Source organism: Streptomyces sp. NPDC048254 (genome assembly GCF_043201895.1).
In the GTDB taxonomy this organism is placed as follows: Bacteria; Actinomycetota; Actinomycetes; order Streptomycetales; family Streptomycetaceae; genus Streptomyces.
In genome coordinates this window covers 466,345-479,180 of the sequence record NZ_JBICZJ010000006.1, presented here as the reverse complement: position 1 = coordinate 479,180, position 12,836 = coordinate 466,345, and the positions used below count along the sequence as shown (strand labels likewise).

Here is a 12,836-nt window from a genome sequence, read left to right as displayed (position 1 = left end):
CACTGGGGCGGCAAGCTCCCCGCGGAGGTGTGAGGTCACCGGAGGTGCGGCAGTACCTCGGCACCCAGCCGTCGTACGTTCTCCTCCGTGGCCGCAAGGTCCCCCGAGCCCTCGGTCAGCAGGGCGAATCGGGAGATGCCGGTCCGCTCGGAGGTCGCCGCGAGCCGGTCGGCACACAGCCGCGGGGTCCCCACCGGGTGCAGTCCGCAGAGCAGTTCGGTGTAGGCGAGCGGGTCGCGCATCGAGCGGAACCGGCCGTCCACCGTCGTATGGGCCTCCAGGCCCTGCTTCAGCCACCCCGGCATCGCCTTCGTCAGCGTCTCCACGGCGTCGGTGCGCCGGTCGGCGATCTGGCAGACGCCGGCGGAGACATGGGCCGCGCCGAGGATCTCCTCGGCCGGCCTTCCGGCCGCCCGCGCGTGCTGCCGCCACAGTGCGACCATCTCGGCCTTCTCCTCGTCCCCGACGTGCATCCCGAGCAGCATCGCCAGCCCCCGCTCGGCGGCCAGCCGGACGCTCGCCGGAGAGGTGCACGCGACCACCACCTCCGGCCCCGGCGCCTCCGTCAGCGCCTCCGACGGGCGCGGTACGACCGGGACTTCACGGAACGAGAAGCGGGGGCCGGAGGCCGACACGGCCGGTTCGCGCAGCCAGCGCATCAGCAGTTCGAGTGATTCCGGGAAGCCGTGTTCGTAGGCGTCGAGTCCACTCCCGAACACCTCCAGATCCACCCAGGGTCCGCCCCGGCCCACGCCTAGCGTGAAGCGGCCGCCGCTCGTCACGTGCAGCAGTGCGGCCTGCTCGCCGAGCGCCACCGGGTGGACCGTGGGCAGCACGCTCACCGCCGTGCCGACCCCGAGACGCCTGGTGCGGCCCAGCAGTAAAGCCGCCAGCGTGACCGCGGACGGACACGTGCCGTACGGCACGAAGTGGTGTTCGGCCAGCCAGACCGCGTCCAGACCGGCCTCCTCGGCCACCTCCGCCGTGCGCACCGCCCGGTGCAGCGCCTCCCCCTGGCCCTGGCCCGGGAACTGGGCGGCCAGCACAAAACTTCCTACGCGCATCGCATTTTCCTGCTTTCCTGTGCTCCTACCCGGAGCTCCCCCACCCGGCATAACCGTCTGACACGTGCCGAGGACACGGCCTGGCGAAGAGATTTGCGGATTGTCTGGAGAATGGGTCGCCCTGGAGGGGGACTTGTACGGGTTGGTGCCCTACGCGTACCCCCGCGCGCGCGTCGTAGGCTGGACACAGCCCTTGCTTCCTGTATAGCCCCGAGAGGTGTCCCGTGTCCCCGCGTCGCAACCGACCCAAGGGCCCGAATGGAGCCACTTCCTCCGGCCGGAGCGCCGAGGACGAACACGCGGACCGGTACGGCGGCTGGCAGTCCAGCGAGAGCTGGCAGGGCGAGCAGTGGAGCGTGCGTCATGTCGCGGGCGCCAGCGCGGTCGGCAAGACATACCGCTGCCCGGGCTGCGACCAGGTGATTCCCTCCGGTGTCCCGCATGTCGTGGCCTGGCCGGAGCACTCGGGTGTCGACGAGCGCCGGCACTGGCACAAGGCCTGCTGGAACGCGAAGGACCGCCGCACCACGCGGGTGCAGCGGTCCCGTAACGCGCCGAGGTTCTAGCGAGAACTCACACGTCCCGCTTCTCCAGCAGCGCGTAGGCGCCGGCGAACGCGACGGCCGTCACGAGCAGGATGATCCACAGCGGGTCCCAGCCCGAAGGTCCGGAATCGCTGAGGGAGTTGGAGTAGAAGACGCTCAGCTGGTTCGGGATCGAGTACTCGAACAGGGCCGTGCGCACCTTCTCCAGCGACTGCGAGAACATGAACAGCGCGATCACCAGCGGGGCGAGCACCGCGCCGATCATGATGGTGATGGCGCCCGCCGAGTGCCGGATGATCGAGCCGATGATCAGCGAGAGCAGCCCGAGCAGCGCGATGTAGAGGCTGACGCCGAAGGTGCCCTTCAGCCATTCTCCGCCGGTCGGCGTCCGGGCCACGTCGCTCAGCATCGACACCTGCGTCATGGCCACGAACGCACTGGCCGCGAGGGTGATCACGAACGCGAGCGCGAAGAAGACGATCGCCTTCGCCGCGAACACCCGCGCGCGGGAGGGGCAGGCCACCATCGTCGTACGGATCATTCCGGTGCCGTACTCGGAGGCCGTGGTCAGCACGCCCAGCGTGATGATGCACATGCTGCCGAGCAGCAGCCCGAAGAAGCCGAGCGACAGCGCGTTCTCGCCGGACAGGTCGTCCGACGAGGAGGAGTTGCTGACCAACGCGCCGGCCAGCAGGCCGATGCCGACGACAAGGAGAACGAAGACGCCGAGCGTCCAGATCGTCGAGCGCACCGAGCGGATCTTCGTCCACTCCGAGGCGATGGCGTGCCCGAGGTGGGTGCGCACCACCGGGATCGGCGAGGTGTAACCGGGGTACGGACCGCCGGGCGCCGCCTGCCAGTCGGGCGCGGCCGGGGCTGCCTGCGGCATCGGGGGCTGGTGGGTGCTCATCGGGCGTCCTCGGGCTTGGTCAGGTCGGCGGGGGCGGAGGCGGGAGCGGGCGCGGGCGCGGGAGCCGGCTGTGACGATCCGGCGGGCGCCGGGGCCGGCGCGGCGTAGGGGTTGGGGTGGGGAGCGGCCTGGGGAGCCCCGTAGGGGGCCTGCGGGGCGCCGTACGCGCCTGCGGGCGCCCCCTGCGCGCCGTACGGCCCAGCGAACGGCTGGCCGCCCTGCTGGGGCGGCGGCGGGGCGTACCAGCCCGGCTGGCCCTGCCCGGGCACCGGCATCGGCGGCTGCGCGCCGGGCGGCAGCGGCTGCTGGAGGCCGGCCTTCTGGTCGACGGTGGAGCGGTAGTCCACGGCGCCCTGCGTCATCCGCATGTACGCCTCCTCGAGCGAGGCCTGGTGCGGCGAGAGCTCCCACAGCCGTACGTCCGCCTCGTGCGCGAGGTCGCTGATCTGCGGCAGCGGCAGGCCGGTCACCCGGAGCGCCCCGTCCTGCTCGGGCAGGACATGGCCGCCGGCCTCGGTCAGCGCCGAGCTGAGCTTCTCGCGCAGCTGCGGCTCGGTGTCCGGGGTACGCACCCGCGCGAAGTCGGCGGAGTTGGCCGAAATGAAGTCCGTCACACTCATGTCGGCGAGCAGCTGGCCGCGCCCGATGACGATGAGGTGGTCGGCGGTCAGCGCCATCTCACTCATCAGGTGGGAGGAGACGAAGACCGTACGGCCCTCGGCGGCGAGGGACTTCATCAGGTTGCGCACCCAGAGGATGCCCTCGGGGTCGAGGCCGTTGACCGGCTCGTCGAAGAGCAGCACCTGGGGGTCGCCGAGCAGCGCGGCGGCGATGCCGAGGCGCTGGCCCATACCGAGCGAGAAGCCCTTGGAGCGCTTTCCGGCCACGTCCTGGAGGCCGACCACCCCGAGCACCTCGTCGACCCGGCGGGCCGGGATGGCGGACAGCTGGGCCAGGGAGAGCAGGTGGTTGCGGGCGGACCGGCCGCCGTGCACCGCCTTGGCGTCGAGCAGCGCGCCGACCTGGCGGGCGGCGTTGGGCAGCCTGCGGTAGGGGTAGCCGCCGATCGTCACCGCGCCCGCGGTCGGGTTGTCCAGACCCAGGATCATCCGCATGGTCGTCGACTTGCCCGAGCCGTTGGGTCCCAGGAAGCCGGTGACGGCGCCGGGCCGTACCTGGAAGGAAAGGTTGTACACGGCGGTCTTGTCGCCGTAGCGCTTGGTCAGGCCGACAGCCTCGATCATGCTCCGCACCCATCGAAAGGATCAGGACAGCAGGGCAGACGCCCCCGTAAGGGTTAGGAGGATATCCGGGCGCTGACGGTTCCCATCAAGAGCTGGCAAAGCCGGTCCGTATCGGTCCGGTCACTGAGCATCCCGTTTCCTCAGCAGGACGTACCCGCCGGCGAGCGCCGCGACCACCCACAGCCCCATGATCCCGAGGCCGCCCCAGGGCCCGTACGGGACGTCGTCGCCGGCTCTCGGCACCACCTGCATGATGTGGCCGCCCGCCTGGTCCGGCAGGAACCGGCCGATCTTCTTGGTCGCGTCGACGTTGCCGAGGATGTTGGAGATCAGGAAGAAGAACGGCATCAGGATGCCGAGCGACAGCATCGGCGAGCGCAGCATCGCGGCCACGCCCATGGAGAACATCGCGATGAGCGTCATGTAGAGCCCGCCGCCGATGACCGCGCGCAGCACCCCGGTGTCGCCGAGGTGGGCCCGGTGGGAGCCGAGCATGGCCTGCCCGAGGAAGAACGCGGCGAAGCTGGTCACCATGCCGACGACCAGCGCCAGGCCCGTAGCCACCGCGATCTTGCTGAAGAGGAAGGTGGCGCGCTGCGGTACGGCGGCCAGCGAGGTGCGGATCATGCCGGTGCTGTACTCGTTCGACACCACCAGCACGCCGAACACGATCATCGCGAGCTGTCCGAGGGTCAGCCCGGCGAAGCTGATGTTCGTCGGATCGAAGTCGATCCGTTCCCGCGCGGGCATGTTGCCGAACTGGCTGTTCGCCAGCGCGGAGAGCAGCATCCCGAGCGCCACGCTGACGACCACGGCCAGCGACAGCGTCCACACCGTCGAGGAGACGGACCGGATCTTGGTCCACTCGGACCGCACGACCTGAGTGACGACCGCCATCACGCCCCCTTGTCCCAGCCGGAACCCCAGGCCTGCGGCACCGGGGCCGAGTCGGCGTGCGCGTGGTACTCCACGGACTCCGCCGTCAACTGCATGAAGGCCTCCTCCAGCGAGGCCTGCTGGATGCTCAGCTCGTGCAGCACGATCCCGTGCTGCGCGGCCAGCTCCCCGATCGGCTCGGCCTTCGCGCCCTCCACCTCCAGCGCCCCGGTCCCCGTCTCGACGACGGTGATCCCGGCCCCGTGCAGCACGTCGAGCAGCCGCTCGCGCTGGGGGGAGCGGATCCGGACGTACGACCGCGAGTTCGTCCGGATGAAGTCCGCCATGGAGGTGTCGGCGAGCAGCCGCCCCTGCCCGATGACGACGAGGTGATCGGCGGTCAGCGCCATCTCGCTCATCAGGTGGGAGGAGACGAACACGGTCCGGCCCTGCGCGGCCAGCGACTTCATCAGATTCCGGATCCAGTGGATCCCCTCCGGGTCGAGTCCGTTCACCGGCTCGTCGAACATCAGGATCCGCGGATCCCCGAGCAGGGCCCCGGCGATCCCGAGCCGCTGCCCCATGCCCAGCGAGAACCCCTTGGCCTTCTTTCGCGCCACCGCCGTGAGCCCGACGGTGTCAAGGACCTCGGCCACCCGGCGCCTCGGAATCCCGTTGCTCTGCGCGAGGCACAGCAGATGGTTGAAGGCACTGCGCCCACCGTGCACGGCCTTGGCGTCGAGCAGCGCGCCCATGTACGTCAGCGGGTCCTTGAGCTGCGCGTACCGCTTGCCGTCGATCCGCACGTGGCCGGCCGAGGGGTGGTCGAGCCCGAGGATCATCCGCATGGTGGTGGACTTGCCGGCGCCGTTGGGTCCGAGGAATCCGGTCACGATGCCGGGCCGCACGGCGAAGGTGAGGTCGTCGACCGCGGTCTTGTCCCCGTAGCGCTTGGTCAGGCCCTCCAGCTCGATCATGCGGCCACGCTAAGACCGGCTTACGGGGGCTGCCACCGGAAGGGGCGGCCCGGGGGAGCGCCGTCTTCGGGTGCGCGAGCAACCACATCCCACCCGCACTCGCACGACAAAGGCCCGCACCCCCCGAAGGGCATGCGGGTCTTTGAACGTCGGTCGTTACCAGTCCGCGCTTACCGGGACTGCTGAGCCGGAACCCCACGGGAGATCGGCTCGTCCTCCGCCGGAGAGCTCGCCGCGGCGACCGCCGCACCGGTCAGCGTGGCCAGCATCTCGCGGACGTTGGTCAGCTGGGCGTTGATGCTGTCGCGGCGGTTGGTCAGCGCGGCCAGCTCACGCTCGGATTCCGAACGGATCCGGTCGGCCTTGGCGTTCGCGTCCGCGACGATGTCCTCGGCCTGACGCTGAGCCGTCTCGACGGTCTGACGCGCCCGGCGCTCCGCGTCGGTGCGCAGCTTCTCCGCCTCGAGGCGCAGCTGCTCCGCGCGGTGCTCGATCTCGGCGAGGCGCTTCTCGGCCTTCTGCTGCCGCGAGGCCAGGTCACGCTCGGACTGCTCACGCCGCTTGGCGAGGTTCGTCTCGAAGTCGGCGGCGGCCTGCGCGGCCTTCGCGCGGGTCTCCTCGAAGAGCGCGTCCGCTTCCTCACGCTTGGACTGCGCGTCCTTCTGGGCCTCGGAACGCAGCTGCGACGCGTCGCTCTTGGCCTTCTCGACGATCCGGACGCCCTCGTCCTCGGCCTTCGCCTTGCGCTCCGCAGCGAACGATTCTGCGTCGTTGCGTACCTGCTGGGCCGCCGACTCGGCGAGCTCACGGTGCTGCTCGGCCGCCCGACGGGCCTCCTCGCGCAGGTCCTTCGCCTCCTCCTCGGCGAGGCGAAGGATCTTCTCGACACGCGCGCCGAGACCGGCGTACGACGGCTCTGCGTCGGTGACCTGAGCCTGGGCGTTCTGCGTCTCGAGGTGGAGCTCCTCGATGCGCTTTTCCAGAGCGGTGATGCGGGCGAGAGCGCTGTCACGGTCGGAGACGAGCTTGGCGATGCGTTCGTCCACCTGAGCGCGGTCGTACCCACGCCGCACAAGCTCGAAGCCGTAGGGGGAAGTGTCGCTCATGGGGTTCCTGTCGAGTGAGACCGGTGAGGTGATAGGTGGAATCCTAGGGGCCGAAGCGGTGTGTCATCGAGCGGATACGTGTTTGATCTGGAGAATGACACCCCTTTTGGGTGGCTAGCTGTGAGATCGCTTGCCAAAGCCTCTGTCAAAGGTTTGGTCAAAAGCCATAGAACACTACAGAACGGGCATCAGTCTCTAGCCTTCTGACGACTTGCCACCCGATCGAGGGGCACCCACCGTACTGCCCGCCTTGACTCCGCCGTCCTTGTTGGACGACGGGGTCTCGAAGGATTCCAACGCCTCCAGGACGTCCTGGACACGGGAGATCTCGCCGTTGATGTTCTCGCGGCGGCGCTCCAGGATCTCCAGTTCGCGCTTGCCGGCGTCGACCGTGGCCCGGGCCTCGCGGATCGCCTCGGCCTTGAGCTCCTCGGCCTCCCGGACGAGCGTGGCCTTCTTCTGCTCGGCCTCCTTGAGCAGCCCCTCCGCCTTCTTGACGGCGGCGATGCGGACCTTGCCCGCCTCGGAGTTGGCCTCCGAGACCAGGTCCTTGGCCCTGGCCTGGGCCTTGGCGAGCTGCTCCTCGGCCGCCTTGATGAGCGCGTCACAGCGGTCGCCGGTGGACTTCATGGTCTCGGCGGCCTCGCGGCGGGCCCGCTCGTGCAGCCCCTCGATCTCGCTGGTGATGCGGTCGCGCAGCTCCTCCGCCCGCTCCCTTATGGCGGTGGCGTCCCGGCGGGCGCCGACGAGCAGTTCGTCCGCGTCCGTACGGGCCTTCTCCACCAGCGAGTTGCCCTCGACCGTGGCCTCGGACACCAGCCGGTCGGCCTCCTTGCGGGACGCGCCGACCATGCTGTCGGCCTGCGCCTCGGCGTCCGCGGTGGTCTTGTGGGCCTGCTGCTGGGCCTCGGTGAGCAGCTTGTCGGCCTCGGCGGTCGTCTCGTTGATGAGGGTGTCGACCTGCTCGGCCACGTCCTGACGCCGTTTGTTGGCGTCCCTGCGGGCGTCGTCGAGGGTGCGGTCGGCCTCCTCGCGGGCGGCGTTGACCATGCGCTCGGCCTCGGCCTCCGCGTCCGCCTTGAGCCGCTCGGCGTCGCTGCGGGTCCGCTCGGCGTGCAGCTGGGCGGAGCCGACCGTCTCGGCGGCCTCGGCCCGCAGCCGCTCCGCGTCCCCGGAGGCGTCCGCGATCAGCTTCTCCGCCTTGGCGATGGCGTCCGCGCGGACGCGGTCGGCCTCGGCGATGGTCTCGTTCTGCAGCAGCTCGGCCTCGTTGCGGGCCTCGGTGATGAGGGTGTCCGCCTGGGTCGCCGCGTCCGAACGGATGCGGTTGGCGTCCTCCCGGGCCTCGGCACGCGTGCGCGTGGCGTCCTGCTCGGCCTGCGCGGTGGTGTCGGAGGCCTCGGTGCGCACCCGCTGGGCGTGCGCGGACGCCTCCGAACGCAGCCGCTCCGACTCCGCCATGGCGTCGGTCACGGTCCGCTCGGCCAGCGCCTTCGCCGCCTCGGACGCCTCCGCGGCCTCGCGGCGGATCCGGGTCGCGTCCTCGCTGGCCCGCTCCCGCTCGGAGTAGGCGTCCGCGCGGACCCGGTCCGACTCCTCCTCGGCCTCCCGGCGGGTCCGGTCCGCCACATGCTCGGCGGCCGAACGCAGCCCGGCGATCTCCTCCTGCGCCTGCTCGTGCAGCCCCGAGACCGAGTCACGCACCTGCTGGGCGTGCTGCTCGGCGGCCGACACCATCTCGGTGGCCCGCCGGTCGGCCTCCTCGACCAGCCGTACCGCCTCGGTCTGCGCCTCCTCGACGCGGTTGCGCGCGGAGGCGAGCAGCTCCTCGCTCTGCTCGCGGGCCCGCTCACGCTCCTGGTCGGCCTCCTGGCGGGCGGAGCCGAGCAGGTCCTCGGCCTCCCGGCGCCGCCGGGTGGCCTCCTCCTGGGCGGCGGCCAGCGTCTCGGACGCCTCGGTGGACAGCCGCTCGGCCGCCGCCTGCGCCTCGGCGCGGACCCGGTCGGCGGTGTCCTGGGCCTCCTGCTTGAGCCGCTCCGCCTCGGCCGCGGCCTCGGACCGCAGTCGTACGGCGATGGACTCGCCCTCCGCGCGGGACGCGGACGCGTCGCCGGCGGCCTCGTCGCGCAGCCGTGCGGCCTCGTTCTCGGCCTGCTGCTGGAGCGTGCGGATGCGTTCGGCGGCCTCGGAGCGCAGCCGGTCGGTCTCCTCGCCGGCCTCCCGGCGGATCCGGCCGGCTTCCTCACGGGCCTCGGTGAGCGCCTGCTCGGCGTTCGCGAACCGCTCCTCGGCCTCGGTGTGCAGCCGGGTCAGCTCGTCGGCGGCCTCCGCGCGCCGGGCCTCCACGCCCCGCTCGGTCTCCTCGCGCAGCTCGCGCGCGGCCCGCTCGGCGTCCTCCTTGAGGGCCTCGGACTGCTCCAGGACCTCGGTGCGGTGCCGGTCGGCCTCCTGGCGGGTGCGCTCCAGGGTCTCCTCGGCCTGCCGGCGCAGCGTGGTCGCGCGCTCGATGGCCTCGGTGCGGACCTTCTCGCTGTCCGCGGTGGCGGTCTGCCGCAGCTCGTCCGCGTCGGCCTTGGCCTTGGCGAGCAGCTCCTCGGCGGACCTGGCCCCCTCCTCGATCTGCTGCACGGCCTCGCGCCGGGCCTCGGCGCGGATCGACTCGCCCTCGGCGACCGCGTCGGAACGCAGCTGCTCGGCCTCGCCGCGCAGCCGGCGGGCCTCCTCCTGCAGCTCGACCGTCTTGGCGCGGTACTCCTTGGTGTCGTCCTTCGCCGTGCCCTTGAGCTGCTCGGCGATGTCGTGCGCCTCGGCGCGCAGCCGGTCCGCCTCGGTCTCCGCCTCGGTGCGGATCCGCTCGGCCTCCTCGGCGGCGGCCTTGGTGGTGCGCTTGGCCTCCTCGGCCGCCCTGTTGAGGACGTCCTCGGCGGTCTTGGCGGCCTTGGACAGCTGGGAGGCGCTCTCCTCGGCGGTCAGGGTGCGGGCCTTCTCGGAGGCCTCCGCGATGATCTTCTCGGCCTCGGCCCTGGCGTCCGCGACGACCTGCTCGGCGCTCGCCTTGGTGGCCTCGGCCTCCTTGGTGGCCTCGCTGACCAGCCGGGCGACCTGCTCCTTGGCCGTCTGGGTCCGCTGCTGGTTGGTGGCCTCGGCGCTGGAGAGGGCCTTCGTGGCGTTCGCCTCGGCCTCGGCGACCAGCTTCTCGGCCTCGGACTGCGCCTTGCGCAGCGCCTCCTCGGCCTCCGCGATGCGCTGCTCGGCGGCCCGGCTCAGCTCACCGGCCTGCCGGCGGGCCGTGTCCGACTCCGTCGCCGTGGAGCTGCGCAGCTGCTCCGCGTGGTCGGTGGCCTCCTGGGCCTGCGTGGACGCGGCGTTCAGCAGCCGCTCGGCGTCCCGGCGGGCGCGCAGCAGCAGCTGCTCGGCCTCCGCGCGGGCCGCCTCGGCGTCGCTGGTGACCCGCTGCCGGGCCTCGGTGGCCAGCCGCTCGGCCTCGGCACGGGCGGCGGCCATGGCCTGCTCGGCCTCGGCCCGCGACTCGTCGAGCAGCCGCCGCGCCTGGGACTCGGTCCGGGCCCGCAGCTGCTCGGCCCACGCCACGTTCTCGTTGACGTGCGACTCGACGGTCTGCCGGCGCTCGGCCAGCTCCTGGTCCAGCTGCTGGCGGCGGGTCACCGCCTCCTGGTGCAGCTCGGCCTGGAGCCGTGCGGCCTGCTCGGCGTGCTCCTGGAGGATCCGCTGGGTCTGCGCCCGGGCCTCCGCGGCCACCCGCTCCGCCTCCTGGCGGATCTGGTCGGCCTGCACCTGGGCGTTCCGCAGCAGCTGCTCGGCGTGATAGCCGATGTCACCGCCGTCGAACGCGGGCCGGGACATGATGGTGCGCCGCGCCTCGTGCAGCTTGGCGCGCAGCACCTCGACCTGGTAGCCGAGGTCCTCGGCATGCTGGATCGCCTTTTCCCGCTCGGTCTTCAGCCGCTTCATCTCGGCCTCGAACCGAGAGAGGTGGTCGACGTCAGCCGCCGGCTCTCGCTCCTGGCTCTCGTAGCCCCGCACTGCGCGGTCCCATCCGTCCCCTGGTCGCAACCTTCTCCGAACGAGCTCCGTCCATCCGCCGAACGGGGCCCCCGGGGAATGGTGTCAGATCAATGGCGGAGCACGGGCTGCTGCCCCGACGCTCGTCCCCCGAAACCCGGACCCCGGCATGCGGCCGCCCCGGCCCTGCGAACGTACGAAGGGACGACCGCCCCCAACCCTACCGGCCCATATGTACGAGGGTCAGTGCTCAGGTGACTCAACAGGCGCCGAAGTGACCAGTTCTGTCAGTACTCCGTGGCAATCCTTCGGGTGCAGGAAGGTGATCCGCGACCCCATGGAGCCGATCCGTGGCTCCTCGTACAGAACGCGTACGCCCTTGGAACGGATGTCCGCGGCGTCACCGTCCACATCCGCCGTACCGAAGGCGATGTGGTGCACCCCCTCGCCGTTCTTCGCGAGCCACTTGCCGACCGCCGAGTCCTCCCGGGTCGGCTCCAGAAGCTGCAGGTAGGAGGCACCTCCGTCGGACGTCTCGTTGATCTTGAGCATGGCCTCCCGCACGCCCTGCTCCTCGTTGACCTCGGTGTGGAACACCTCGAAGCCGTACGTGGCCCGGTAGAACTCGACGGTCGCGTCGAGGTCGTGGCAGGCGATCCCGATGTGGTCGATTCGCGTCAGCATGGATTCAGTGCAGCGCCACGGAGATGGTTACGCAACGTGCCAGCGATCACACTGACGGCCCGATGACGGCACGGAGTGCCACGCAATACATTCGAAGTACACCCTCAACTGGGGGGATCCCCCAGGCCCCCCACTCGTTCACTCCTCGGCAGTGCAGCCGGTAAGGGGAATCGCAGCTCATGACTTCTGGAACCGATGGAACCACCTCAGTGATCGTCGCGGGCGCGCGGACGCCCATGGGACGACTGCTGGGCTCGCTGAAGTCCTTCTCCGGGGCCGACCTCGGCGGCTTCGCGATCAAGGCCGCCCTCGACCGTGCGGGGATCGGTGGCGACCAGGTGCAGTACGTGATCATGGGGCAGGTGCTCCAGGCCGGCACGGGTCAGATCCCGGCCCGGCAGGCCGCCGTGAAGGCCGGCATCCCGATGAGCGTCCCGGCGCTCACCATCAACAAGGTCTGCCTCTCCGGCCTCGACGCCATCGCCCTGGCCGACCAGCTGATCCGGGCGGGCGAGTTCGACATCGTGGTCGCGGGCGGCCAGGAGTCCATGACCAACGCCCCGCACCTGCTCCCGAAGTCCCGCGAGGGCTTCAAGTACGGTGCCATCGAGATGCTCGACGCGATGGCGTACGACGGTCTCACCGACGCCTTCGAGAACATCGCCATGGGCGAGTCGACGGAGAAGCACAACACGCGCCTGGGCATCCTCCGCCCCGAGCAGGACGAGATCGCCGCCCTGTCCCACCAGCGGGCCGCCGCCGCGCAGAAGAACGGCGTCTTCGAGGCCGAGATCACCCCGGTCGAGATCCCGCAGCGCAAGGGCGAGCCGGTCGTCTTCAGCAAGGACGAGGGTATCCGCGGCGACACCACGGTCGAGTCGCTGGGCCGGCTGCGGCCCGCGTTCACCCGGGACGGCACGATCACGGCCGGCTCCTCCTCGCAGATCTCGGACGGCGCGGCGGCCGTGGTCGTGATGAGCAAGGCCAAGGCCGAGGAGCTGGGCCTGGAGTGGCTGGCGGAGATCGGCGCGCACGGCAACGTGGCCGGCCCGGACAACTCCCTCCAGTCCCAGCCGTCCAACGCCATCCAGCACGCCCTGAAGAAGGAGGGCCTGGAGGTCGGCGACCTGGACCTCATCGAGATCAACGAGGCCTTCGCCGCGGTCGCCGTGCAGTCAATGAAGGACCTCGGGGTGTCCACCGAAACGGTGAACGTCAACGGCGGCGCCATCGCCCTGGGCCACCCCATCGGCATGTCCGGCGCCCGCCTTGTCCTGCACCTCGCCCTGGAGCTCAAGCGGCGCGGCGGCGGGGTCGGCGCGGCGGCGCTGTGCGGTGGCGGTGGCCAGGGTGACGCGCTGATCGTGCGGGTGCCGAAGGCCTGAGTGCGTTTCTCTGTTTCTCTGA

Annotated in this window: 10 protein-coding genes; 2 read left to right on the top strand and 8 right to left on the bottom strand. The window is 71.1% G+C overall.

The window, feature by feature from the left end; all coding sequences use genetic code 11:
- Positions 1-35: 35 nt before the first annotated feature.
- Positions 36-1,064, bottom strand: a complete 1,029-nt coding sequence (locus tag ACGFZQ_RS20200; protein WP_351747603.1) for an LLM class flavin-dependent oxidoreductase — start codon at positions 1,062-1,064, stop codon at positions 36-38.
- Between the two features lie 224 nt (positions 1,065-1,288).
- Here ACGFZQ_RS20200 and ACGFZQ_RS20195 point away from each other — a divergent pair, with 224 nt between their 5' ends.
- Positions 1,289-1,630: an ATP/GTP-binding protein gene (locus ACGFZQ_RS20195; protein WP_393841485.1), complete on the top strand. Its 342-nt coding sequence runs from the start codon at positions 1,289-1,291 to the stop codon at positions 1,628-1,630.
- A gap of 7 nt (positions 1,631-1,637) precedes the next feature.
- On the opposite strand, the gene ACGFZQ_RS20190 is transcribed toward ACGFZQ_RS20195, so the two are convergent.
- The 7 genes from ACGFZQ_RS20190 to mce all read right to left on the bottom strand — a co-directional run bounded on the left by ACGFZQ_RS20190 (position 1,638) and on the right by mce (position 11,429).
- Positions 1,638-2,519 (bottom strand): ABC transporter permease, encoded by an 882-nt coding sequence (locus tag ACGFZQ_RS20190; protein WP_393841484.1) that lies wholly within the window; start codon positions 2,517-2,519, stop codon positions 1,638-1,640.
- Complete coding sequence (locus ACGFZQ_RS20185) at positions 2,516-3,763, bottom strand: ABC transporter ATP-binding protein (protein ID WP_393841483.1); 1,248 nt, start codon at positions 3,761-3,763, stop codon at positions 2,516-2,518. The genes ACGFZQ_RS20190 and ACGFZQ_RS20185 overlap by 4 nt, the downstream gene beginning before the upstream one ends.
- Before the next feature lie 120 nt (positions 3,764-3,883).
- Positions 3,884-4,660 (bottom strand): ABC transporter permease, encoded by a 777-nt coding sequence (locus ACGFZQ_RS20180; RefSeq protein ID WP_393841482.1) that lies wholly within the window; start codon positions 4,658-4,660, stop codon positions 3,884-3,886.
- On the bottom strand, positions 4,660-5,616 hold the full coding sequence (locus tag ACGFZQ_RS20175; RefSeq protein WP_351747594.1) for an ATP-binding cassette domain-containing protein: 957 nt from the start codon (positions 5,614-5,616) through the stop codon (positions 4,660-4,662). Before ACGFZQ_RS20175 ends, ACGFZQ_RS20180 begins: the two co-directional genes overlap by 1 nt.
- 170 nt (positions 5,617-5,786) lie before the next feature.
- Positions 5,787-6,722: a cellulose-binding protein gene (locus tag ACGFZQ_RS20170; protein WP_351748500.1), complete on the bottom strand. Its 936-nt coding sequence runs from the start codon at positions 6,720-6,722 to the stop codon at positions 5,787-5,789.
- A gap of 195 nt (positions 6,723-6,917) precedes the next feature.
- Complete coding sequence (gene scy, locus ACGFZQ_RS20165; protein WP_393841481.1) at positions 6,918-10,766, bottom strand: polarized growth protein Scy; 3,849 nt, start codon at positions 10,764-10,766, stop codon at positions 6,918-6,920.
- A 222-nt stretch (positions 10,767-10,988) separates the two neighbouring features.
- On the bottom strand, positions 10,989-11,429 hold the full coding sequence (gene mce, locus ACGFZQ_RS20160) for a methylmalonyl-CoA epimerase (RefSeq protein ID WP_351748497.1): 441 nt from the start codon (positions 11,427-11,429) through the stop codon (positions 10,989-10,991).
- 179 nt (positions 11,430-11,608) lie between these two features.
- Between mce and ACGFZQ_RS20155 the strand changes: the two genes are divergently transcribed.
- On the top strand, positions 11,609-12,814 hold the full coding sequence (locus ACGFZQ_RS20155; RefSeq protein ID WP_393841480.1) for an acetyl-CoA C-acetyltransferase: 1,206 nt from the start codon (positions 11,609-11,611) through the stop codon (positions 12,812-12,814).
- Positions 12,815-12,836 lie beyond the last annotated feature (22 nt).

What these genes read in the sequence shown, in the direction of transcription:
- ACGFZQ_RS20200 (WP_351747603.1), bottom strand. Translation starts at nt 1,064, where the DNA reads ATGCGCGTAGGAAGTTTTGTGCTGGCCGCCCAGTTCCCGGGCCAGGGC.
- ACGFZQ_RS20190 (WP_393841484.1), bottom strand. Translation starts at nt 2,519, where the DNA reads ATGAGCACCCACCAGCCCCCGATGCCGCAGGCAGCCCCGGCCGCGCCC.
- ACGFZQ_RS20185 (WP_393841483.1), bottom strand. Translation starts at nt 3,763, where the DNA reads ATGATCGAGGCTGTCGGCCTGACCAAGCGCTACGGCGACAAGACCGCC.
- ACGFZQ_RS20180 (WP_393841482.1), bottom strand. Translation starts at nt 4,660, where the DNA reads ATGGCGGTCGTCACTCAGGTCGTGCGGTCCGAGTGGACCAAGATCCGG.
- ACGFZQ_RS20175 (WP_351747594.1), bottom strand. Translation starts at nt 5,616, where the DNA reads ATGATCGAGCTGGAGGGCCTGACCAAGCGCTACGGGGACAAGACCGCG.
- ACGFZQ_RS20170 (WP_351748500.1), bottom strand. Translation starts at nt 6,722, where the DNA reads ATGAGCGACACTTCCCCCTACGGCTTCGAGCTTGTGCGGCGTGGGTAC.
- mce (WP_351748497.1), bottom strand. Translation starts at nt 11,429, where the DNA reads ATGCTGACGCGAATCGACCACATCGGGATCGCCTGCCACGACCTCGAC.
- ACGFZQ_RS20155 (WP_393841480.1), top strand. Translation starts at nt 11,609, where the DNA reads ATGACTTCTGGAACCGATGGAACCACCTCAGTGATCGTCGCGGGCGCG.